Genomic DNA, 23,272 nt, shown 5'->3' with positions numbered 1-23,272 from the left:
GGTCCGGCGTGCTCGTCAGCCGGCTCCCCGGGCCTCCTCGCGACCGGGGCGCGGAGCGGTGATGGCGAGGAGGGCGGTGTCGTCGTCCACCTTGTCGAAGGAGTCGAGCAGCTCCCGCACCGCCGCGATGGCGTCCTGCGCGGTGGTCGGGGCGAGGGACCGTGCGAAGTCCAGGAGCGCCTCGTCGCCGTAGCGACCGCCGGCCGTGGTGGTGTGGGCCTCGGTGAGGCCGTCGGTGTAGAGCAGCAGCGTGTCGCCGGGCGCTACGTGGACGGTGGCGGTGGCGATGTCGGCGTCGGGCACGACACCGAGCAGCTGCCCGCCGGGGGTGTGCACGTAGTCGGCGCTCCCGTCGGCGCGCATCAGCACCGCCGGCGGATGCCCCCCGCCGGCGAGCGTGATGTGGAAACCGCCGCGGTCGGCGGGGGTGAGCAGGCCGTAGAGGACGGTGCAGAAACGGGGGTCCTCGCCGTGGGACTCGTGGTTCAGCACGGCGTTGAGGTTGCCGAGCACGGCCGCCGGGTCGGGGTGGTAGACGGCGGCGGCCCGCAGGGTGTACCGGGCCAGCGAGGTGACGGCCGCGGCGGCCGCCCCCTTGCCGCACACATCGCCCAGGAACAGCCCCCAGGTGCCGGCGGTCAGGGGGAACAGGTCGTAGAAGTCGCCGCCGACCTCGTCGACCGACGCGATGTGGTAGTGCGCGGCGACGTCCAGGCCGGGCACGTTCTCCAGCGCGGGCGGCAGGAGCGTCCTCTGCAGCGTGGTGGCCAGGCGCTGGAGGCGTTCTCGTTCCCGGTCGGCCTCCTGCCGGGCGCGGAGCAGCTCCGTCTCGTAAGCGCGGCGGTCACGGGCGTCGAAGACGGTGGTACGGATCAGCAGGGGCCGGCCGTCGCTGTCCCGCTTGAGGGCGGAGGTCACCAGGACCGGCAGCCGGCTGCCGTCGGCGGCCTTCATCTCCAGCGCGATACCGCTGACCTCTCCCTGTAGTCGCAGGAGCGGCGCGAAGTGGGTCTCGTGGTAGAGCTTGCCGCCGACGGTGAGCAGGTCGGCGAACCGCTTGCGGCCCACGAGGTCCTCGCGCCGGTACCCCAGCCAGTCCAGCAGGGTGCGGTTGATCTTGGCGATCTGCCCGTCCAGCAGGGTGGAGAGGTAGCCGCACGGTGCGTTCTCGTACAGGTCCTCGGCGCTGTCCTCCAGCAGCGCGGAGACCTGGCCGGTGCCTTCTCCGCCACCGGGGACCGCGCCGCGGTCCCGGGGGCGGCCCGGTGTGCGGTCGTGGGTGTCCCCGGACGTCACCGGCCCGCTCCGGCGGCGAACGAGGCGATCGCCGCGGCGGTCGCCTCCGGCGCACTGAGCTGCGGGCAGTGGCCGGTCGCGGTGAGTGTGACCAGCTCGCTCCCGTCGATCTGCGCGTGCACGAACTCCCCCACCTCCCGTGGGGCGATCGCGTCCTGGGAGCACTGGGCGATCAGCGTCGGAACACGCACCTTGGCGAGGTCGTCCCGGTTGTCGGACAGGAAGGTGGCGCGGGCGAAGACGCGGGCGATCCTCGGATCGGTGCGGCAGAAGCTGTTGGTCAGTTCCTCACTCAGTTCCGGGCGCTCCGGATTGCCCATGATGACCGGAGCCATCGCTGCCGACCAGCCCAGATAGTTCGATTCGAGCGACTCCAGCAGCTCGTCGATGTCCTCGGCGCTGAATCCGCCCCGGTAGCCGGTCGCGGGATCGTCGATGTAGCACGGCGACGGGGTGAGCAGGACGAGCCGTGCGAAGCGCTCCGGTTCCCGCGAGGCCGCCAGGACACCGACCGTCGCGCTCACCGAATGCCCGACGAAGACGGGACGCACGTCCAGCTCGTGGCAGATCTCCAGTACGTCATCGGCGTAGCCGTCGAGGGTGGTGTACCGCTCCTCGTTCCACGCCGACAGGTCGGACCGGCCGGCCCCCACGTGGTCGAAGAGCACCACCCGGAAGTCCCGTTCCAGCGCCGGCACCACAAGACGCCACATGTTCTGGTCGCACCCGAAGCCGTGCGCCAGCATCACCACCGGACCGTCGGCCCTCCCGCTCACCGTGACGCGGTTCCTGTTCCGTACATCCATACGGACATCTTCGCATCAACGCCACAAACCTGATTAATCCCTCATATAAAGGTCATGCGGGTGGTCGCCGGGGCACCGTCGTGCCCCCGGGGACGCGTCCCTCCGGCAGGAAGAGCACCGAATTGATGTACCGGCCTTCCCGCTGCGCCAGTGCCCGGCGCAGCAGCCCCCGGTGCACGAGGTGCTCGGTCCTCGACTGGTGGCCGGCCAGGTCGAAGTCGTCCAACGGCATCCACGAGCGGGCGGCCAGTACCCAGCCCCGGTAGCCCTGCCCGGTCAGCAGGGCGATCACCGGGGTGATGGGCCGGATGCGGGTCTCCAGCTCGACGAGGAGCGCCGGGCGGTCCCGTTGCAGCAGGCCCGCGGCGCCGAGGAGCGCCGGGAGTTCTTCGCCGTCCACGTCCACCTTCACGAACCGCACGTCGTACAGGCCGAGGCTGTCGACGGTGACCGCCGGCACGGCCACGCTGTGGGAGTGGATGTCCCGGCGGGCGAGCGAGGAGACCCCCCGGTCCCCGCGGTCGCCCGCCGGCAGCCACAGCCGGGCGGTGGTCTCCCGGTCGCCGGCGGCCGCCTGCACGACCCGGGCGTTGCCGGGCAGCGTCGACCGCAGGTACCGGGCGAGGTGGGGCACCGGTTCCATGGTCACGACCTGGTCGCAGCGGGCGGCCAGCCGACGGGACCAGGGGCCGTACCAGCCGCCGATGTCGATCGCCGTGCCTCCTCGCGGGCAGAAGTCGGCGAGCCGGCCCAGTTCCGGTTCGAAGCGCGGGTAGAGGGCGCAGGCCGCGGAGCCGACCCAGCGGGTGGGCAGGCGGGAGGCGATCGCCGCCGCGACAGTGGTCACTCGGCGGCCGCCCGCAGGTACCTGGCGTGGTCGTCCTCCGTGACCCTGCTCCCCGACGACGGAAGCAGCTGGGGGATGCCGTCCACGATGGGGTAGCTCAGCTGCAGCCTCGGGTTGTAGAGGATGTTCTGTCCGCCGAGCAGTGTCAGGGGGCCCTTGTCGAGCGGGCAGGCGAGGATGCGCAGCAGCGGGTCGTCGGCGTCCATGGCAACGTCCTTACGGTTCCGGCGGTTCGGTTTCGGTTCAGTCGGTCGGTTCAGTCGGTCGGGTCGGTTCGGTCGGGTTCGGGCGACCGGGGGCGGTCCCTGCGTACGCGGGGCCGGATCGTGGCGGGGGAGGGCGAGCAGCACGGACAGCGCCAGCGCCGTGCCGGCCACCCGCAGGGTCAGCAGCAGCGGATCCTCCGGCAGCCGCTCCCCGAAGGTGATCGTCCCGAGCACCGCCGTGAACAGACAGGTCACCGTGGTGCAGACGGGCACGATGAGGGAGGCACGGCAACGCTGCAGCGCCGCCTGCGACATGACGAGACCGGCCGCCGCCGTGAACATCAGCAGATACGGGTAGGGCGAGGTGAACAGCGAGCGGGCCGCGTCGCCGACGTCGGCCGTGGTCAGCCTGCTCGACGCGCCCTTGATCGCCAGGGAGCTGACCCCGTACAGCAGACCCACGGCCACGCCGTAGCCGATGCCGTTGGTCGGCAGTCGGTGGCGCTTGCGGGAGCGCTGCTCGACCCGGCCGTACAGCCACACGCCCGCGGCGAGGGTCGGCACGCTCACCAGCAGCACCAGCGTCCACGGAGCTCCGCCGCTCACCGTGTCCTCGCCCTCCCGGACGGAGGCGACGACCATCAGCAGCGCCACGAGCACCGCGCCGAGCGCGTAGCGTTCGCGGCCCGACGGCTGTTCGCCGAGCACCGCCGAAGAGAGCAGCAGGAGCAGGACGAGTCCCGAAACGAAGATTCCCTGGGCGGCTGCGATCGGCAGCGCCCGGTAGACGATCAGCTGGGCCGCGAACCCGGCGGCCAGTGCCAGCGATCCGGCGATCCACGCCGGACTGGTCAGCAGCACCAGGACGACGTGCACGGGCCTGCCCGCGGAGAGCGCGGGCAGCCGGCCGAGAGCCTTCTTCTCCAGGACGAATCCCACGCTGTACAGCAGATTGGCCATCAGCGCCGCGCCCACGCCCCACCACACGGCCGCTACCCCCGCCGGGCGTGCGCGAGGAGGATGGACGCCGCGCCGGGCACCGCGCACGCCGCCCGGTCCAGCAGCCGCAGCCCGCGCGGCACCCCGTGGAACGGCGCGCCGGTGATCCGCACCTCGCGGAATCCGGCGGCCGTGAGGTACGAGCGCAGGGCACGGGCCGTGTACAGCCGCAGGTGGCCCACGACCTGCGAGCCGGGCCGGCCGTGGATCCCGCGCAGGCTCACCTCGGAGAACACCGGCTGCACCCCGGCCAGCAGCAGGGCGCGGTTGTACCAGGCCGCGAGGTTCGGCGTCGAGAGCATCAGATGGCCTGCCGGCCGCAGGATCCGGCGCAGTTCGTCCAGCGCGTGGTCCGGGTCGACGAGATGCTCGATGACCTCGCTGAACAGCACCGCGTCGGCGCAGCCGTCGGCGAACGGCAGCCCGTGGTCGAGCTCGCCGCGCACCACGTTCCCGATGTGTGGCCGGGCACGGCGCAGCGCGTCGTGCGACCAGTCGACGCCGACGAGCCGATGGCCGCCGAGGTACGGCGCCGCGGCCCGCGCCGCGCTGCCGTCGCCGCATCCGACGTCGACGACGAGCCGCCCTGTCGCCGGGCCGAGGGCGTCGGCCAGCAGCCGTGCCTGGCGTCTGCTGCGGGCGTCGCCGGAGGCGACGGGGACATCGGGATCCTCGTAGAAATCCCGCAGGGCCGGTGAGCCGGTGCTGGTCACAGGGCCTCCGTCGCCTTCAGATGGTGGGCGAACAGCTCGCGCAGCCGTACGCCGTCCTCGTCGCAGAGCAGCGAACGCGACCACCGCAGCACCAGATGGAGCCGGCCTCCCGTGGCGGCGGTGGTGACGGTGAGGCCGCGCGGCATCCTGGCCGGCGCGGAGAACCAGACGGCGAAGGCCCGCCCGGCGTCGCCGAAGTCCAGCGGATACGGGATGCGGCCGATGTTGCTCAGCAGTGTCGTCGATGTCCACGGCGCGGCCAGCAGCCGCAGACCACGGGTGAGCCCGGCCCGCGCCGCGACCGGCAGTACGGGAAGCGTCAACAGGGCGGCTCCGTGCCCCAGTTGAGGGCGGGGTGCGGCTTTGAGGGCGCGGGTCCGCTCCGCGGTGCGGCGCAGCAGTCGCGCGAGGTCGAGGCCGTCGGTCTCGGCGGCCGTGAAGCCGACCTCGACCAGCCGGGTGCCGTTGCCGATGGGCATCTCGGGGCCACGGCTCCGGTCGTCCACGGGCATGGTGATGCGCAGCGGCCGGCGTGGGGCGGCATGGGCCCGGTTCCAGTCGGCGACCATGAGGGCGGTGGCCACCATCAGCTGGTCGTTGACCGTGTAGGGGGCTCCTGTCTCCCGCCGGGGCACGGGCAGTTCGGTGACGAGCATCGCGTTGCCCGGCACCGGTCCCGGGGTGCCCGCCGCGACCCGCGCTGGTCTGCCCGGCAGGGCGGGGCCGTCCGCCCGGTGCGGCCGTCCGGGGGGCGCGGGCCGGGCCGGCGGGGGTGCGGCAGGGGCCGGTGTGCCGCTGTAGATCTCCGCGGCCGTGGCCGCCAGCCGCAGGCACGCGGGGCCGTCGAGGGCCGTGTGGTTGAGCGTGAACACCAGCACACAGCCGGGTCTGCCGGGTTCCTCGACGACCTCGAGCCGCAGCGGCGGCGAGGATGTCAGCGGCGGCGCCTCGGCGAGGGCGCGTTCCCGTGCCCGGACGAGGGCACCTGCCGCGCGCGGCGGAAACGTCACCACCTCCGTGTCGGGCCCGCGCGTCAGCTCCCACTCGTAGCGCCGTGCGAGCGGGCCGCGGGGCCCCGCGCCCCCCAGCGCCCGCGGGGCGCCGGCCAGAGCCGGGCCGCCAGCGGCGCGCAGCCGGTCCGGTTCGACGGCGCCGGGGAGATGGATCTCGATGTGGACCGTGTTGGGTTCCGTGTCCTGCGCGCAGTGCCGTGCGACCTCGTCGACGACGGGGAACGGCACCCGCGGCAGCTCCGGTTCCGCCGCGTGGGGGGACACGGGGCGCTCGACCGTCGCCATCAGAGACTCCCTCCGGGATGCCGGCGCGGCGGTCCGCCGCTGCCGGCGGTCGGCGGCGCGGGCACGCCGGGCGGCCCTGGCGGACCTGGTTCCGGTGTGCCGGCACCGGGTGGACGGCCGTCAGGGCCCGGCGCGGCGGGCCCTCCGCCGGACCGGTGGGCGCCGGTGGGACGGCCACGTTCCCGCCCCACGCTCACGAGAGCGGCGAACAGGGCGGTGAGGGCGAGGAGTTGAGCCGCCGGCCCGTACGCGCCCCGGTCCGGCGACAGCCCGTCGCCGGCTCCCAGCGCGGCCACCGCGCCGGCTCCGGCCATCGCCGTGAACGCGAGCGGTACGAGGAACGCCGGCCGCAGCCACGCCAGGACCGCCAGCACGGGCACCACCACCGCCACGGGGCCGGCGACCACCACGGCCACCAGGGTCAGGGCGACGACGCCGAGCAGCGGCCCGGGCGCGGGAGGGGCCGCCGCAGGGTGCTCCGTAGCCCGGTCGCGCCGTCCGACGAGCGCGAGGCACACCAGCACGGCGAGCAGCAGCCCGGCGCCCGCCAGGCCGGCGCGGTACATCCACGACGGCTCGTACTCGAGCTTCACCGTGCCGCCCTGCCCGGCGGGGACCAGCCAGGCCTGCTGCCAGCCGTCGATCCTCAGGGGTGTCAGCTCCTCGCCGTCCAGCGTGGCCTTCCAGCCCGGGTTGTGGTTCTCGTGGAGCTGGAGGTACGAGGCGTCTCCCGGCCCGACCCGCACGGACCGGTGGTCGCCCGTGCCTTCCCGGACCTCCAGGGCGCGTTCGGTCCCGGCGCCCGCGGCGGACGCCGGCGTGCCGGTCGTGAGCGTGACGCCGGTGACGGCGAGGGGGCCCGCGTCTCCGGCCTCGACCGTGTGGGTCCGCTCGTCGAGGTCCACCCGGCTCCCGTCCGTGCAGAGGGAGACCTCGACGGGCCGGCGCCCGGTCAGGTCTCCCACCCGTCCTTCGGCACGGGTCTCGAGGAACTGCCCGTCGACGGAGAGGACCGGCCCCTTGCCGCAGGGCAGCGTGAACGTCCGCTCCGGGTCCGGCTGCGGTGCGCGGAACTCCTTGAGGGCCGGGATGTGGATCTCGCTCAGGCCGACCGGAAGCTGCAACTCGTCGTCGGCGACCGGGTTGTGCAGGGTGAGCGGCGCGGTCCGCGAGACGGTGATGTCCATCCGGTCGGTGGTGATGGGCGGGAAGCGGGCCATGCCGTTCTCGTCCACCGCGGCGACGGCGGTCCCGTCGGGCGAGCTGATCTGCACCTGTTCCGGCCGGGTGGAGAGCCCGCCGGCCGCCGCGAAGACCATCTCGCCGACCGAGGTCTTCTTCGGCCAGGACAGATGGAGCACGGGACGTTCACCGGCGATCCAGGCCGTGGTGAGGTCGCCGTCCGTGAGGTTGCGCGGGCTGAGGTTGGTCCCCAGGGCCGCCGTCGAGTCGGCGCTCGCGACGATCTTGTCGCGCTGCCCGGTGAGGTCGAACAGCAGCTTGTCCAGCGCTTCGCCCGGCACGGGCAGCGCGGCGGCACGGACGGTGTACGGGCCGGAGCGGGCCGCGGTGAACTGCCGGTGCAGCCCCACCTCGGCGGCCACGGCGGACAGTCCGCCCGGGTCGCTGCCGCGCTGGAGCGAGTAGACGACGGAGCCGCCGGTCTCCTTCGGTGCGTCCTCGGGAAGCTGGAGCATGCGCGTGACCTGGACGCCCGGCACGGAGATCTCGGCGAACCCGGCGCCGGTCAGTCCGGGACGGCCCTGCTGCGACTCCAGGACGGTGACCTTCAGCCAGGTCGCGGCGCCCGCAGGGGCGTCGACGTCCTGCACCGAGCCGTCGGGCCGCAGCGTGCTCGTACGGCTGCCGAGGTCGGTCTCGACGCGGACGGCCGTCGGCGCGGCCCGGACGTTGCCGCTGGGCAGCGGGGCCAGCCGGAGCGTGGCCGGGACGCCGGTCGGGCCGTTGAAGTCGATCCTGATCCATTCGCCCGCCGGCGATCCGGGCGAGCCCTCCGCCCAGCCGGTGCCGGGATTGCCGTCGAAGGCGTTGACCGGGTCGTACTGCGGCAGGTGGAAGAGCCAGTTCCCGGCGGACGACGCGGTCACCGACGCGGCGCCCCGCAGCACGGCGGTGGTCTGGTGCCCGGAGCCCGGCAGGGGCAGGATCTGCCGGGGCTCGGCGCCGGGGTCCTGCACCGCCTCGGGGGCGTTGCGTTCCTCGCGGGTGTAGGTGTGGGACGTGTTCGAGTTGACCAGTCCGAAGCGGGTGTCGGCGCGGCGCATCCCGTCGCCCGCCGCGTACATCGACGGCCGGTCCACACCCGGAAGTTCATCGCCGGCGAGTACGGCCGGCCGGCCGTCGAGCCGCCCGCCGGCGGACAGCGGCAGCAGGGACTCGGGACCGCCGCTGACGACGGCCGCCGCCGACACCGGGGTCAGCCGGGCCTTGCCGGGGCGTGCGGTGCCCGCCGCCGGTTCGTAGATCTCCACGGCCCGCTGCCGCGGGAACAGCCCCTCCACCTGGACCGGTGTGTCGTCGGCGATCCGTCCGCCCGTCAGCACCGGGCCGAAGCCCGCGACGCGCCGGTATCCGGAAGCCTCCAGGGTCCGTTTCACCGTGGTGGTCGGGACATGGCCCAGCTGGCGGGGGTCGAGGTCGTTGCGTACCACGACGTGGTGCAGTCCGGCCCGGTGCAGAAAGGCGCTCAGGCCCGGTACCTCGCCGCCGGAGGTGAGCGCCTGCTCGACGGCGTCCATCGCACGGCGGTTGCCCGGTGTGCCGAAGGGCACGTAGTCCCGCTGCGCCCATGGCGAGCGGGCGAGGACGTCGAGCGGCTGGTCGATGGGCGAGCCCCAGGTGTAGATGCCGTGCGCGGTCGCCGGCACGACGAGGGCCCGGTCCTGTGCCGCGTTGTCCGCCAGCCAGTCGGCGGTCGTCTCCCAGTACGCGGGCAGCCGCTGGAACGAACCGGGCTGGAGGACCGAGCCGTTGACGTACGGCCAGCACAGGCCCGGCAGTACGAGCAGGGCCGCCGCCGGGACGAGCCGGCGCCCGCGGACCCGCGCGGAGAGGGAGACGACGGCGGTCAGGTGCATGAGGCCCAGCGCCAGGGCAAGGGCGGCTCCCGTCTGGAACTTGTAGATGTTGCGGAACGGCACCAGCGGGCCGTTCAGCCAGTCCTGCACGGCCCCGTGGAAGGGGCCGCCGAGCGCCCCGCCGTACCCGGCCAGCGTGACGAGGCCGACGGTCAGCACGGTCACCACCAGCCAGCGGCGTTCGGGCAGGTCACGCCGGGCGAGACCGGCGAGCCCCAGTGCCGCGGCGAACGCCGAGCACAGGACGGCCACGGACGAGGTGGCGACGGTCCAGCCGGCCGGGAGCCACGCCTCGCCGAAGTTGAGATAGCCGACCCAGTTGCCCGCGCCGCGCAGCACCTCGGTCGCCGACATCGTGGCGGTGGTGGTCTGCGAGGACTCCACGTACGGCATGAAGTTCTCGCCGTACGTGCCGAGGAGCAGCAGCGGAACGATCCACCAGGCGGTCGCGAGGACCACGAAGGGGGTCCACCAGGCGATGAGCGCCCGCTTGCGCGGCCCGCCGGGCCGGCACAGCAGGTAGAGCCCGACGGGCAGCAGCGACGCCAGTGTCGACGCGGCGTTCACACCGCCCATGAGCGGGATCAGCAGCGCGGAGCGGGCGGCGGCGATCCGCGGCGGGGTGTGCGGGTTCGTCAGCGGCAGCAGCACCCACGGCAGCATCGCGCCGGGCAGCGCGGCCGCGGAGGTCGAGCCGACGACGATCGTGTACGTGGGCCACAGGGCGTAGACGGCCGCGCCGAGGAGCCTGCTGCCCGGCGATCCGGTCCCCAGCCGTTCGGCCAGCCGCAGCGCGCCCCAGAAGGCCGTCGTCACCACGATCGAGAGCCACAGCCGCTCCGCGAGCCAGACGGGCAGCTGGAGCAGATCGGCCAGGGCGTGGAACGGCAGCATGGGGACGACGTAGCCGACGTACTGGTCGGTGATGCCGCCGAAACCGGACCGGTCGTGCCACAGCCCGCTCAGGTCGCTGAGGAACTGCCACGGGTCCGCGACGACGCCGAGCTTCGTCTCGAACGTCATGCGGCCCGGCGACACCGCCAGGAAGGCCACGAACACCGCTGCCCAGAAGCCCAGCAGCCACCGGCGCGACCGGGGCCCCGGCGGCCGGTCGGAGGGCGGGCCCCCGGCCGCGGGACGGGCGGGCGGTCGTGTGTGGACAGCGCTGGTCATGAACACCGCCGGAGAATGAGGAGGAGGTTCCAGGTGGCGAACTCACGCAGGCCCGGCACCCGCGGGACGAGCTCCGGCAGGACCGGCCAGTACCGCGAGCGCGCGCAGACGAGGTCCACATCGTCGCGGCCCCTGACATGGCGCAGTGTCGAGCCGACACCGATCTCGAAGAGGTTCTCGCCGAGCCGGTGCTTCGCGGCGCGTCCGCTGCGGCGCTCGTACCGGGCACGGGCCCGCTCGGCGCCCAGATAGTGCCAGGGCGCCCACTCGTGACCGCCCCAGGGCGAGAGCCAGTTGGTGAACGAGACGTAGACAAGGCCGCCGGGGCGGGTGACCCGGACCATCTCGCTCAGGAAGGTCCGCGGGTCGGCGACGTGTTCCAGCACGTTCGACGAGAAACAGACGTCGGCCGCGCCCTCGGCGAGGGGAAGGAGGTATCCGTCGGCGACGACCGTTCCCTCGGAGGGCTCGGCCGCCAGTTCGGCGGCGTCCGGCTCGAAGAGGTAGCTGTGGGCGCCGCGCCGTCTGAACTCGCGGGTGAAGTGACCGCTGCCGCCGCCGACGTCGACGACGACCCGGCCGTCCAGCTTCACATGGCGCTCCACCTGGTCGGCCGCGTCGCGGGCGAGCAGCCCGTAGGCGGAGTCCGGGTCGGCCTGTTCGCGCAGGAACGCCCGGAAGAGGGTGAGGGAACGCCGGAACGAAGGATCCTTCACGTCCGCGCGCCGTTCGTGACGGCGAGCGCCCCGCCCTGCGGGGCAGGTGAGCGGCGCACCGCTTCCGCGGCCACGGCCTCGAACTGCCGCACCGTGCTGCTCCAGCGGAACGCGGCGGCCCGTTCGGCGGCGGCCTTCCCCATGTCCTCGCGCCGGTCGCAGTCGAGCGCCAGCGTGCACCAGGCCGCGGCGAACGACGACTCGCCCCGGCACAGCAGACCCGTGACGCCGTCCTGGACGGAATCACGCAGGCCGGGTACGTCGAAGCCCAGCGTGGGCGTGCCGCGCGCGCCCGCCTCCGTCACCACGAGACCCCAGCCCTCGACGGCCGCGGGATGCAGCAGCAGCCACGACTCGCAGAGCAGGCGGTGCTTCTCCTCCTCCGGCACATGGCCGGTGAACTCGACGCCCTCACCGGCGAGTCGCTCCAGACGGGCCCGCTCGGGTCCGTCGCCGACGATGAAGAGTCGGCCGCCGGTGACCGGCCGGACCCGTTCCCACAGGTGCAGCAGCAGATCGATGCGCTTGTAGTCGACCAGCCGGCCGAGCGCCAGGAACATCGGCGTCCGCGAGCGGGGGCTGCGCGCGGCCGGTTCGTCGACGCCGTTGTGCACCACGCGGATCTGCCGGTCGGGCACGCCGATCGCGCGCAGGGCGCCGGCCGTGGACGGGGAGACGGCCACCATGAGGTTGCCGCGGTGCGCGCGGGCGAGCGCCCAGTGCTCGAGCAGCCGGCCGGCCCGGGCGACGGGTGGCGGGAAGCGCATGTCCCAGAGCTCGGTGTGGACGTGGTTGACCAGGCAGACGGTGGGACCGCGGTGCCAGAGGGGGCTCAGGTAGGGCATGCCGTTGCAGACCTCGACCAGCAGGTCGCACTCGCCGACCTGCCGGGCGAACGCGGACCGTGCGCCGGCGTAGTGCCCGAGCGTGCCGCCGGCGGACACCACCCGGTACGACCGGTGCACGGCGGGTCCGCCGCACAGCAGGGTGATCCGGTGGCCGCGCGCGGTGAGGCCCTGCGCGAGCTGGTCGACGAGCAGTTCGGAGCCGCCCGCGGCGGTGTTGCCGAGGTCGCGATGGGCGAGGAACACGATGTGCCGGGGGCTTTCGGACAACTCCGGCAGCACTGGCCGGCGGTGGTGTGCGTGGGCCGGCGGCTGCTGCGGCGCCTCGAGCAGTGGGGGAGGTACGTGCTGGGGCATGGGTGCTCCAACTCGTTTCAGGGTGCGGAGGGGAAAAGGGGATGGCGGTGCATGGTCGGGGGAGGGTGGGGGGTGACCGGGGGGGGCCGTGCTGTGGTGGGGACAGCCAGTTTTGGATACGCCGTCGGCGCGCGGCTACTCACCGGTATGACAACTTCTGCCGCTCTCAGGCGGGCGGACTCGTCATCAGGTGAGCATTCGCGCGGTCCGGAGCCGGACGGCGACCGCGTGCCACCAGCGCGGCGCCGATCACCGCGAGCAAGGCGCCCAGCGCCGCCGCGCCCACCGGAGCGGTCGAGCCGATGAGGGCGAGCTTGCCGCTGTCGCGCGAGGCCAGCGCGACCTGCTGCCGTTGTGTCTCCGCGGTGAACTCGAGCCGCTCGCTCTCCAGCAGCACCACCGCGTCCTTGTCCGACCCCGGCGCGCGCAGCGTCTTACGGGGACCGATGGCGGCGTGCACGATACGGCCGGTGCGCCGGTCCACGACCAGCTCGACGCCGCTGTTCGCGTACCACTCCTCGGCCAGCACCTGCGGGGCCCTGGCCCTGCCGACCAGCCGCCCCGGCACCTGGCGCACCCCGGTCCTGGTCGGCGGCACGCTGCCGGTGAACCGCAGCCCCTCGTACCCCTGGACCTTGGCCGTGCCGCTGTAGCGGAGCCTGATCACGCCGCCGAGCGTGCCGTCCCACCAGCGGTAGGAGCGCCTCTCGACGTCGAAGGGGAACTTCAGGTAGGCCTCGCCGTCGAAGGCGGGGGACTCGTCGCAGCAGTGCACCGGCTCGTTGGTGGCACGGTCGGTCACCCAGCGCTCCAGCGTCCACTGCAAGGAGTCGCGGGTGTCGGCCGCCGGCAGTGTGGCGTCGCTGTCGACGGACGTGGAGACGTCCCACACGGCGTTGCCGCTCTTCTCGCTGTCGGCCACGTCGCCCCGCACCTGGCGGGTCACCGTGATCCGCTGCCCGTGCACGGTTCTCACCTTGGAGGTGTCGAAGTAGCTGCCGGCGCCGGTGAACACGGTCGTGGTGTCGACGTCGACAGGTGTCCGCTTGGCCTGTGGTGCCACGTACCAGGCGAGAAGGGGAGCCAGCACGAGCAGGAACACCCCTGCCCCGAAGAGCAGAAGCGAGGTCGGTGAAGCAGTACGGCGCATCCGGCACTCCTGGATCGAAAGAATTCGCAGGGAGATGCACGGACCCCGGGCCGGTCAGCCCTCAAGGGCTCAGAACAGTAGGCAGCCACTTGACGGAATGTCAATGTACTGTCAACACTGTGCGTTCAGCCGGTGGGGGCCGGCCGACGGGTGGGGATCGCCTCCAGCTAGGAGCTGACCCGACATGCGCAGACTTCTTGCCGCCGCCGTCACCGCAGTGTTGGCCACGGCGCTCGCCGTGGGCACGGCGCTGGGCATCGTGGCCGCGCTGCAGGCCACCCCGGAACAGCCGAACACCCCACTGATCAGCTACGACACCGGCCGGCCCGCCCGATGACCCGTCCCGCGTGGAGCGAGGTGCCCAAGGCGCAGGTCGACCGTTTCTCCGCCATCGCCCTGGCCGGAGCACAGGAGCTGGCCGAGGAGATCCTCGGTGAGATACGGCGCGAGCACCCCCAGTTGAAGCTCGTCGGGGACGAGTCCGGCGAGCCGATGGCGCTCGTCGGCATCCGCCGGGCCATCGAAGGCTTCGTACACAATCTGGCGTCCGGCGCCGGGCGTCCCCGCGTACCGCCGGACGTCTTCCAGGAGTTCGGCCGCGGCGAGGGACGCGGCGGCCGCAGCCTCGACTCGCTCCAGGCCACCTACCGGCTCGGCGTCAGACTCGCCTGGCGGCGGTTCGCCGAGATAGGGCAGCAGGTCGACATCGCCGCGCCCGCCATGTACGAACTCGCCGAATCCGGCTTCGAGTACCTGGACGGCCTCGTGGAACAGTCGGTACGCGGCTACGCCGAGGCCGCGGCCCGCCGCGCGGGCGAACGGCTGCGCCTGCAACGCCAGTTGATCGACCTGCTGCTCGTGGAGCATCGCGGCGACCCGGCCGGGACCCTGGCCGAACGGGCGGCCCGGATCAGCTGGGAACTCCCGGCCACCGTCGCCGTCGGCGTCCTGGTGCGCCCCGCCAGGGAAGCCGTCGCACCGGCCGTCGAGCCGGGCATCCTCCTCGACATGGAGAGCGAGCAGCCCCGCATCGTCGTACCGGAACCGTGCACCGCCGGCCGCTCGGAGACCCTGCGCCGCGCCACGGCCGGCTGGTCGGGCGCGATCGGCCCGCCGGTGCCGCTCGCGGCGGCCGCCAGGTCGCTGCGCTGGGCGGAGACGGCGGTCCGTCTCATCGAGAGCGGACTGCTGCCGGACGGCGAGGTGCTGCACTGCACGGAGCGCACGGAGGAACTGGTGTTACTGCCGTCGGGGGAGCTGATCGACGCGGCGGCCCACCGCTGCCTCGCGCCGCTGCGTGACGCGGCCCCCGCCCAGGCCCGCCGTCTGGCGGAGACCCTGCTCGCCTGGATGGAGACCGCGGGCGGGGCACCCGAGGTGGCGCACCGCCTCGGCATCCACCCTCAGACGGCCCGCTACCGGCTGCGGCAGATCCGCGAACTGTGGGGCGACGTGATCGACGACCCCGACCGACGCTTCGAGATGCTCCTCGTGCTGCGCGCCCAACGGCTGCGCGGGCAACTGGGGGAGGGCGGCGCCTGAGCGGTGCGCCCTGCCGCCGTCACCCTTGCGCGTGAACCACGCGTACACGCCTCACGCCTCACCCATGACCCACCCGTACGCGGCCTCCGCCGTGAACTCCCGCTGCCCGCCCTTGAACAGCAGGTCCGCCGCCAGGAACGCCGTGTCCTCGGCCGTGTCCTCCACGTACGGCACGGCGATGCACCGCATGCCCGCCGCGCGGGCGGCCGCCGCCCCCGGCGGCGCGTCCTCCACGACCACGCAGTCGCCCGGCGCCGCGGCCAGGCGACGCGCCGCCTCCAGGAAGACGTCGGGCTCCGGCTTGCCGCGCCCGACCTCCTCCGCGGAGACCGTCACGGCGATGTGCGTGGCGAGACCGGTGACGGCGAGCACGGCCTCGATGGCGGCCCGGGACGAGCCAGAGGCCACCGCCATCGGCACGCCCCGGGCCGACAGGCGCTCCACGAACGAGCGCATCTGCGGGAACACGTCCGTCGAGGCACCCGCCAGCTCCAGGTAGGCGCGGTTCTTCGCGGCCAGCAGGTCGTCGAGCGGCGCGTCGATGGCGTACCGGGCACGCAGGATCTCCAGCGTCTCGCGCGTGCCGATGCCGATGAACCGCGTGTGCTGCTCCCAGTCGAAATCGAGCACTCCGTGCGCCGCGAGGACCCGGCGCCCCGCTTCGAAGTAGTTCGGCTCGCTGTCCACGAGTGTGCCGTCGAGATCGAAGATGACCGAAGGGGTACGCGCAGTGCTCATGCCGTCCAGCATGCCAAGCGCCGGTTCAGCGCGGCGCACCGGCCGACCGGCCGACCGCCTCGACCAGCGGCAGCAGCCGGTAGGGCACCCGCTCGCGCAGGGCCATCTCGGTACGGGTCCGCACCACGCCGGGCAGATTGATCAGCCGCTGGATCACGTCCTCGAGATGCCCGTTGTCCCGTGCGGCGACCCGGGTCAGCAGGTCTCCGCCGCCCGTGATCGAGAACGCCTCGATGATCTCCGGCACGGCCGCCAGGGCGTCGCCCACCTCGTCCAGATGCCCCTGGGTGACCTCGATGTGCACGAAGGCCAGCACCGGATGCCCCAGCGCGCCGGGGGAGAGGTAGGGGCCCGTCCCGGTGATCACGCCGTCGCGCTCGAGGCGGTCGATCCTGGCCTGCAGCGTCCCGCGGGCGATGCCGAGGATGCGGGCGTACTCGCGCACGCTGGTGCGCGGCTGCTCGATCAGCAGACGCAGGATGCGGGTGTCGAGCTCGTCCACCGCCATGGTCCGTCGGGCCCTTCCGCGGCGCGTTTTCCGGACCTCCACGGTACCAATGGCCCAGTCGGCCGGGCCGGTGCCCGGCCGGTGCGCCCGACGTTCACCAGTCGAAGTCGTCCAGCAGCGTGCCGCCGGTCGGCAGCTGCCCGTCGGTCAGCGACTGTTCCGTCCAGATCACCTTGCCGGTCGCCGTGTACCTCGTTCCCCACCGCGCGGACAGCTGGGCCACCAGGAACAGGCCGCGGCCGCCCTCGTCGGTGGTGGCCGCCCGTTTCAGGTGCGGCGAGGTGCTGCTGCCGTCGGACACCTCGCAGATGAGGGTCCGCTCGTACAGCAGCCGCACGCGGATCGGCTCGCTCCCGTACCGGATGGCGTTGGTGATCAGCTCGCTCAGCACCAGCTCGGTGGTGAATCCGGCCTCCTCGAGCCCCCACTCGTCCAGCTTCCGGCTGCACGCGCTGCGGACGGGCGCCACGGCCGCGGGGTCGCGCGGTACGTCCCAGGTCGCGATCCGGCTCCTGTCGATCAGCCGGGTGCGGGCCACCAGCAGGGCGATGTCGTCCCGCCGGGTCGCCGGCACCATGGCGTCGAACACGGCCTCGCAGGTCTCCTCGGGGGTCGCGTCCTGTCGGCCTGCCAGCGTCGTGCTCAGCGCGTGGAAACCGGCGTCCAGATCGCGGTCGCGATGCTCCACGAGACCGTCGGTGTACAGGACGAGACGGCTCCCCTCGGGCAGCCGCACCTCCGCTGACTCGAACGGCAGGCCGCCCAGGCCCAGCGGCGGGGACACGGGCAGGCGCAGGAACTCCACGCTGCCGTCCGGGCGCACGAGGGCCGGCGGCAGATGCCCGGCCGTCGCCAGCGTGCACAGACCGGAGACCGGGTCGTAGATGGCGTAGAGGCAGGTGGCGCCGGTGATCCCCTCAGTGCCCCCGCCCGGCTCGTCCTGGTCGATACGGCCGACCAATTCGTCGAGACGGGCGAGGAGTTCGTCCGGCGGCAGGTCGAGGGTGGAGAAGTTGTGGACCGCGGTGCGCAGCCGGCCCATCGTCGCCGCGGCGTGCAGTCCGTGGCCCACCACGTCCCCGACGACGAGAGCGACCCGCGCCCCCGGCAGCGGGATGACGTCGAACCAGTCGCCGCCGACCCGGGCCTGCGCCGGCAGGTACCGGTAGGCGATGTCGACGGCGGTCTGACTGGGCAGGCCATGGGGCAGCAGACTGCGCTGGAGGGTTTCGGCCATCGTGTGCTCGCGCGTGAAGCGGCGTGCGTTGTCGATGGCGACGGCGGCCCGTGTCGCCAGTTCCTCGGCGAAGGACAGATCCTCCTCGCCGAAGCGCTCCGCGCGCGCCGAGCGCCAGAAGTTGACCATCCCCAGCACCACGCCGCGGGCCTGAAGGGGAGCCGTGATCAGCGAGTGGACGCCGTACGCGAGGGCGTTGTCCGCCCCTTCCGGGTCCTGGGCGCGCCAGCCGTCCGCGACGGTCAGATCGGCCTCGAGCACCGCGTGCCCGCCCGACAGAGCCTCGGCCATCGGCGTGGCCGGGGACAGGAAGCGGATCACGTCACCGACCGGCTGGAACGGGTGGTCCGCGCGGATGCCGGTCAGCGCGGCACGGCGCATCTCCGTCGGAGCACCCGACGGCTCGTCACCGTGCAGCACCGGATTCAGCAGCTCGACCGTGACGAAGTCCGCGAACCGCGGGACCGCCACACGGGACAACTCCTCCGCGGTCCGCACCACGTCCAGCGTGGTGCCGATCCGTCCGCCGGCGTCGTAGAGGATCTTCAGTCGCTGCCGGGCGGTCTCGGCCGTGCCGGACAGGGCCCGCAGTTCCGTGGTGTCCCGCAGGGTCGCCACATTGCCGGAGTGCCCGCCGTACGGAGCGGTGGGGCGGGTGCTGACCGCGAGCAGCCGGTCCCCGGCCGCGTGCACCTCGTCGGTCACGGCACGGTCGGAGGCCAGCAGAGCGGCGATGCCGCTGTCGAGGCCCAGGTCGGTGACGAGGCGTCCGTCCGCGTCCGGCGGCAGTTCGAGGAGCCTGCGGGCCTCGTCGTTGGCCAGCATCAGCCGCCCGTCGCCCCCGACGATCAGAACGCCTTCGCGCACCGCGTGCAGGACCGCGTCGTGGTGCTCGTACATCCGGGTCATCTCGGCGGGACCGATGCCGTGCGTCTGGCGTCTCAGCCGGCGGCTCACCAGGAGGGCGCTGCCCGTGGCCAGCGCCAGCGCACCGGCGGCGGAGAACAGGAGCATCGGGAGCTGCCGGTCCACCGCGTTACCCACGTTCTCGATCTGGACGCCGGCCCCGACCAGGCCGATGACGGTGCCCTGGGAGTCGACGACGGGGACGACCGCCCGTGCCGCGTCGCTGGGAGCGCCTTCGTAGATCTCGGTGAAGGCCTGACCTGCGGCGGCCCGCTCGACGCCCAGGTTCCGCGCGCCGATCAGACGGGGGTCGGTGTCGGCAAAGCGGGTGCCGTTCTTCGACATCACGGTGATGAAGTCGACGCCCGCCTCCCGGCTCGCGCCGTCGATGAGCGGCTGGAGCGCGGCAGTGGGGTCCGGCGACCTGAGCGCTGCCGCCGTTCCGGGAGCGTGGGCGAAGGCCGCCGCCGTCGCCAGGGAGCGGTTCTCCGCGTCCTGCTCGCTGTGGGTCCGTGCCTGGATCACCAGCGCGGCCACCGCGGCGATGATCAGCAGCACGGCGACCACCATCTGCAGGAGGAGTACCTGCCCGGCGACGCTGCGCGCGCCCAGCAGGGACTCCCGCGGTCCCCACAGCGGGCGCCTCGATGTGTCGGGCCTGTGCCCGTTCATAGCGCTCCACTTCCCGGAGATGGGCGCCGACGCCGGGCTGACGCGCCGACGAGAGCCACTTACCGCACTCCGGACCGAGCGGTCGGCCCGGTCATGTCTCTTTTCTAACACTTGAGGCGCTTTCCGGGCGTCGCCGCACGGAGGCGGTAACTCTCAGCGCAACGTGGCCTCCCTTGTCATCGGGGGCTCGGCGGGCGTCCTGGGCGGCGGGCCGAGGAGCACCGCCCGGAGCACCTTCGGCGCGAACAGGGTGCTGAGCGGAGTGGTCAGCGTCAGCACGGAACGGAACGCCCGTCCGACGACCGGGTCGCCCGGGTAGCGGTGCTGGACGCGGGACAGGTACCAGCCGGCAGCCCGGTCGGCCGGCCTGGCGGCGACGGCGCTGCCCACCGCCCCGGGCATCTTCTTGTCCGCCCCCGCCGAGATGTCCCACGCCTGCCGTGACGCCTCCAGCAGCGCACGCTGGATCCGGCGTGTCGTCGGTGTACGGCGAGGGTCGGCCAGCGCGTCGCGCAGTGCCACCGCGCTCATCGCGGCCACCGCCATGCCCTGCCCGTAGATGGGGTTGAACGTGCACAGCGCGTCGCCCGTGGCGAGGAAACCGGCGGGACGGCGGCCCGGCCGGTCGTAGCGGCGGCGCAGGTTCGACGTGCCGCGGAAGCCGAACGCCGGTGCCTCCGGCCGCGCCTCGCGCAGCCAGTCGTGGATGAAGGGGTGCGGGAGGCGGGCCGCGTACGCGGTGAAGCCCTCCTCGTCCGTGGGGGGTTCGTCACCCCGCAGGCCCGAAAGGGCCACCAGATAGCGGCCGTCCTCCAACGGCAGCACCCCGCCCCCGTGCACCTGCGACGGACCGGGCAGGACGTAGTAACCGAGCGACTGGGAACCGAGATTGCCGCTCCCGTTGTGATAGACGCGGGAGGCGTACGCGAGGCCCGTGTCGATGGTCTCCTCCTGCGCCGGCTCAGCCCCGATCGCCGACAGCCACTGGGGGGCGCGCGATGCCCGTCCCGAAGCGTCCACCACCAGGTGCGCCTCCAGCGGCCGCGGCTCCTGGCCGGCCCCCGCGCCACGGTCGCGCACCAGGACGCCCCGTACGCGCGTGGGGTCGCCGAGCAGGCCGACGGCCTCGGTCGAGGCGAGCACCCGGATCGAGGGCCGGGCGAGGACACGCCGGCGCACCAGATGCTCCACCTGCCCGCGCGAGCCGGTGTAGAGGTGCGTCGTGGCCTCCGTGCGGCTGAACCAATGGCCGCCCTGCCACTGGACCATGTCCGACGGCATACCGATCCGGGGCGCACCCGACGCCCTCAACTCGGCCATGAAACCGGGCAGCAGGTCCTCCAGCGCGAGCTGACCGCCCTCCAGGAGTACATGGGGGTGCCGTCCCTGCGGAACACCGGGGCGCGGTGCGGCGTCCTCGGGCAAGCGGTCCCGCTCGACGAGCGTCACCGTGTCGGCGTGATCCGCGAGCACATGCGCGGCCAGCAGCCCGGCGAGGCTCCCGCCGACGACGACAGCGTGCCGCCCGCCTGTGCCCCGCCGCCCCCAACTGCCGTTCCCCTGCGCGTCGTCCACCATGCGTATGCCTCTCGTGGTCAGCAAGCCGATCGAGCACGACCAGTATCGCGGTGGCCGCGCGCCGGCTCACCGCCCTCCTGCACCGCCCATGCGCAGGAACCAGTCCCGGGCCGCGTCCGCCGCCGCCTCCAAGGTCCCCGGTTCCTCGAAGAGATGGGTCGCGCCCGGGATCACATGGACCCGGTACTCGGCGGTCAGCTGCTCGGCGGCCTGCTCGTTCAGCTCGAGCACCTCGCGGTCCTCCCCGCCCACGATCAGCAGAACCGGAGCCCGAACCCGGCCGAGCGCGGTGCCCGCCAGGTCCGGGCGGCCGCCGCGGGACACCACGGCGCTCACCCGGTCCGCCCTGGCCGCTGCCGCGACGAGTGCGGCGGCGGCGCCCGTGCTCGCGCCGAAGAGACCCACCGGCAGGGACCCGGTGTCCGGCCGTTCCGTGAGCCGGTCGACGGCCGCCGTGACCCGCCGGCCGAGCAGCGGGATGTCGAAGCGCAGCTCGGCGGTCACCCGGTCCACGCGTTCCTCCTCCTCGCTGAGGAGGTCCATGAGCAGCGTGCCGAGGCCGGCCCGCTGCAGCGTCTCCGCCACCTGCCGGTTGCGCGGGCTGTGCCGCGAGCTGCCGCTCCCGTGGGCGAAGCACACGATGCCCGGAGCCGCCTCCGGCAGCACCAGATCACCCGTCAGGGTGACGTCGCCGGCGTCGATGGCGACCGTCTCCGTTGCCGTTGCCATGGGACCGCACCTCCTGTGCCTGTCGTCCGGTACGCCGGCCGCCCTTCTGTCGGTGCCGCCTCGGCCCGTGCTGCCGCCGCCGTCCGGAAGTCGGCGGGTACCCATGGACGGCGAAGACCCACTGGACGGCGAAGACCCGACGGACGGCGAAGACCCGACGGCGGAAAGTGCGCGGGTGGGGGCAGGGTCGGCGCGAGCGGGGGCAACGCGGCGGGCGGGTGCGTGCCACGGAGGGAGCGGCGCGGCGGCCATGGCCGGGCGGGTGGCGGGTGTGAGGGGCTGGGCGGGGTCGCGCGAGGGCTGCGGGCGGGACGGTGCCGGCGCTGTGCTCCGGGGTCCCTCGGTCGGGCAATGCCGGGGGCCGTGGGCCAATGGCCGGCTCCGCGGCCGACGACCGTGCGCTCCGCTGGGCCAATGGCACAGTCTGACACGGATGAGTTGAGCCAGCGGGCCGCCGGATGGTGTCATAGACGTGTCGATGGCGCTGCGGGAATCCGTGGCGCCTTTTTCATGCCCGAACGAAAAGGGGACGGTAAGCAGTGCTGAAGAGGATGTTCGTCGCCGCGGATCCCGGACGGCTGCGCCTGCGCAGCGCCGCCCGGGCCGTGCTCGGCGTCGGCCTGGCGGTCGCGGTCTGCGCTCTCGCCGGTCTCGCTCTGCCCGCGGTCGTCACCGGCGGGCTCTCCGCGCTCCTCGCCCTGTTCACCGTCACGGACCGCACGGTCCGCGGCCAGGCCGTCACCACCGCGCTGCTGCCCGCCGTCGGCCTTCCCGTACTGGCTCTCGCCGCCGGCCTGCACGATCACGCCGTGCCCCGCGACCTGGCCTTCCTCGCCGTGGCCGGCGCCGGTGTGTATGCCCGGCGCTGGGGTCCGCGCGGCCACGCGCTCGGCACCTTCGCCTTCATGACCTTCTTCGTGGCGCAGTTCCTGCACACCGCGCCCCGGCAGCTCCCCGAGGTGTACGCCGCCGTGATCCTGGCCGTACTGGCGGCCTCGGCCGTCCGCTTCGGGCTCTGGTGCTACGAGCGGCGGATGCCGCCGCCGGTCGTCCCGGCACTGCCCGGCGGCTCGGGGCTCGCCCGGATCACCACACGGCAGGCCGTCCAGGCGGTGGCGGGCGGGGCCTTCGCGCTGGTCGTCGGCCAGATCGTCTCCGGTGACCGCTGGTACTGGGCCGTCGGCGCCTCCTGGTGGGTGTTCGTCAACACCTCCTCGCGCGGGGAGACGCTGGTCCGCGGCTTCCGCCGGGTCCTCGGTACGTTCCTCGGGATCGGCGCCGGTGTTCTCGTCGCCGTCCCGCTGCACGGGGCGACCGTCCCCACGGCAGTGCTCACCGCGGCGTGCGTCTTCGGCATCTTCTACACCGCCGCCGTCTCGTACAGCTGGATGATGTTCGCCGTGACGGTCCTGGTCAGCCTGCTGTACGGGCTCCTCGGCTTCCTCGGGCCGGCGCTGCTCCTGCTCCGCCTCGCCGAGACGGCCGTGGGCGCGGCGGGCGCGATGCTCGCCGTGCTGCTCGTCCTTCCCGTCACCACGCACGCCACCACCCACGCCTGGATCGAGCAGGCCGTGCGCAGTGTGCACCGCTGTACCGCGGAGGCCGCCGCACGTCTGGCCGGCACCGTGGACGCCGACCCGGCCCCGCACGTCACCGAGCTGGAAGGGCTGCTCGCCAGGGTCCGGCTGTCGCTCGCGCCGTTGACGCACCCCCTCTCGCCGCTTCGTGCCCGCAAGGCGCGTGCCCGCCGGGTGCTGGCGCTCCTCGACGACTGCGCCCGCGAGGTGCGGGGGCTGGCCGCGGTCGCGGCCGATCCCCAGGCCTCGCACGACGCCCGCCTCGCGGCGGCCTGCCGGCG

The 23,272-nt window shown here is 73.5% G+C and carries 18 protein-coding genes and 1 pseudogene; 3 read left to right on the top strand and 16 right to left on the bottom strand.

The genetic code is table 11. The features are described 5' to 3' along the window. Window positions 1-15: 15 nt before the first annotated feature. From ACWGH4_RS03425 to ACWGH4_RS03375, 11 genes and pseudogenes are all read right to left on the bottom strand, one after another. The gene (locus ACWGH4_RS03425) at window positions 16-1,296 is read right to left on the bottom strand and encodes a PP2C family protein-serine/threonine phosphatase (RefSeq protein ID WP_453455003.1); all 1,281 of its coding nucleotides are present in this window, start codon (window positions 1,294-1,296) and stop codon (window positions 16-18) included. Then, the gene (locus ACWGH4_RS03420) at window positions 1,293-2,102 is read right to left on the bottom strand and encodes an alpha/beta fold hydrolase (RefSeq protein WP_453455001.1); all 810 of its coding nucleotides are present in this window, start codon (window positions 2,100-2,102) and stop codon (window positions 1,293-1,295) included. The genes ACWGH4_RS03425 and ACWGH4_RS03420 overlap by 4 nt, the downstream gene beginning before the upstream one ends. A 52-nt stretch (window positions 2,103-2,154) precedes the next feature. Next, window positions 2,155-2,949 carry an FkbM family methyltransferase gene (locus tag ACWGH4_RS03415; protein ID WP_453454999.1) on the bottom strand — a complete coding sequence of 265 codons (795 nt, stop codon included), beginning with the start codon at window positions 2,947-2,949 and terminating at the stop codon, window positions 2,155-2,157. Then, the gene (locus ACWGH4_RS03410; RefSeq protein WP_159694254.1) at window positions 2,946-3,155 is read right to left on the bottom strand and encodes a Trm112 family protein; all 210 of its coding nucleotides are present in this window, start codon (window positions 3,153-3,155) and stop codon (window positions 2,946-2,948) included. The genes ACWGH4_RS03415 and ACWGH4_RS03410 overlap by 4 nt, the downstream gene beginning before the upstream one ends. Before the next feature lie 108 nt (window positions 3,156-3,263). Then, a pseudogene (locus tag ACWGH4_RS03405) lies at window positions 3,264-4,142 on the bottom strand (hypothetical protein); the annotation flags it as partial. 5 nt (window positions 4,143-4,147) lie between these two features. Then, window positions 4,148-4,867, bottom strand: coding sequence for a class I SAM-dependent methyltransferase (locus tag ACWGH4_RS03400; protein ID WP_453454997.1), 720 nt, complete (start codon window positions 4,865-4,867; stop codon window positions 4,148-4,150). Beyond that, window positions 4,864-6,165, bottom strand: a complete 1,302-nt coding sequence (locus tag ACWGH4_RS03395; RefSeq protein WP_453454995.1) for a condensation protein — start codon at window positions 6,163-6,165, stop codon at window positions 4,864-4,866. The genes ACWGH4_RS03400 and ACWGH4_RS03395 overlap by 4 nt, the downstream gene beginning before the upstream one ends. Further along, window positions 6,165-10,436 carry an alpha-(1->3)-arabinofuranosyltransferase domain-containing protein gene (locus tag ACWGH4_RS03390; RefSeq protein WP_453454993.1) on the bottom strand — a complete coding sequence of 1,424 codons (4,272 nt, stop codon included), beginning with the start codon at window positions 10,434-10,436 and terminating at the stop codon, window positions 6,165-6,167. Before ACWGH4_RS03390 ends, ACWGH4_RS03395 begins: the two co-directional genes overlap by 1 nt. Further along, complete coding sequence (locus ACWGH4_RS03385) at window positions 10,433-11,152, bottom strand: class I SAM-dependent methyltransferase (RefSeq protein WP_453454991.1); 720 nt, start codon at window positions 11,150-11,152, stop codon at window positions 10,433-10,435. The genes ACWGH4_RS03390 and ACWGH4_RS03385 overlap by 4 nt, the downstream gene beginning before the upstream one ends. Further along, a complete protein-coding gene (locus tag ACWGH4_RS03380; RefSeq protein ID WP_453454988.1) occupies window positions 11,149-12,354 on the bottom strand; it encodes a glycosyltransferase family 4 protein in 1,206 nt (401 codons plus the stop codon). The genes ACWGH4_RS03385 and ACWGH4_RS03380 overlap by 4 nt, the downstream gene beginning before the upstream one ends. Before the next feature lie 166 nt (window positions 12,355-12,520). Further along, window positions 12,521-13,504, bottom strand: a complete 984-nt coding sequence (locus tag ACWGH4_RS03375) for a DUF3068 domain-containing protein (RefSeq protein ID WP_453454985.1) — start codon at window positions 13,502-13,504, stop codon at window positions 12,521-12,523. 184 nt (window positions 13,505-13,688) lie between these two features. On the opposite strand from ACWGH4_RS03375, the gene ACWGH4_RS03370 reads away from it, so the two are divergent. After that, window positions 13,689-13,841: a hypothetical protein gene (locus ACWGH4_RS03370; protein WP_453454982.1), complete on the top strand. Its 153-nt coding sequence runs from the start codon at window positions 13,689-13,691 to the stop codon at window positions 13,839-13,841. Further along, complete coding sequence (locus tag ACWGH4_RS03365) at window positions 13,838-15,046, top strand: PucR family transcriptional regulator (protein WP_453454979.1); 1,209 nt, start codon at window positions 13,838-13,840, stop codon at window positions 15,044-15,046. Before ACWGH4_RS03370 ends, ACWGH4_RS03365 begins: the two co-directional genes overlap by 4 nt. Window positions 15,047-15,097: 51 nt before the next feature. Here the strand turns inward: ACWGH4_RS03365 and ACWGH4_RS03360 are convergent, their stop codons facing one another. From ACWGH4_RS03360 to ACWGH4_RS03340, 5 genes are all read right to left on the bottom strand, one after another. Continuing rightward, a complete protein-coding gene (locus tag ACWGH4_RS03360; RefSeq protein WP_441265861.1) occupies window positions 15,098-15,784 on the bottom strand; it encodes an HAD-IA family hydrolase in 687 nt (228 codons plus the stop codon). A gap of 25 nt (window positions 15,785-15,809) precedes the next feature. Then, the gene (locus ACWGH4_RS03355) at window positions 15,810-16,292 is read right to left on the bottom strand and encodes an Lrp/AsnC ligand binding domain-containing protein (protein WP_441265860.1); all 483 of its coding nucleotides are present in this window, start codon (window positions 16,290-16,292) and stop codon (window positions 15,810-15,812) included. A 94-nt stretch (window positions 16,293-16,386) separates the two neighbouring features. Next, window positions 16,387-19,107, bottom strand: coding sequence for a SpoIIE family protein phosphatase (locus tag ACWGH4_RS03350; RefSeq protein ID WP_453454974.1), 2,721 nt, complete (start codon window positions 19,105-19,107; stop codon window positions 16,387-16,389). Between the two features lie 153 nt (window positions 19,108-19,260). Continuing rightward, a complete protein-coding gene (locus tag ACWGH4_RS03345) occupies window positions 19,261-20,685 on the bottom strand; it encodes an FAD-dependent oxidoreductase (protein ID WP_453454971.1) in 1,425 nt (474 codons plus the stop codon). A gap of 66 nt (window positions 20,686-20,751) precedes the next feature. Next, window positions 20,752-21,414, bottom strand: coding sequence for a dienelactone hydrolase family protein (locus tag ACWGH4_RS03340; protein WP_441265858.1), 663 nt, complete (start codon window positions 21,412-21,414; stop codon window positions 20,752-20,754). Between the two features lie 539 nt (window positions 21,415-21,953). Here ACWGH4_RS03340 and ACWGH4_RS03335 point away from each other — a divergent pair. After that, a partial coding sequence (locus ACWGH4_RS03335) for an FUSC family protein (protein ID WP_453454967.1) occupies window positions 21,954-23,272 on the top strand: 1,319 nt, incomplete at its 3' end.

Source organism: Streptomyces sp. NPDC054847, from assembly GCF_053610925.1.
Note: the sequence above shows the minus strand (reverse complement) of the source record. Positions and strands in the feature narration are given on the sequence as shown.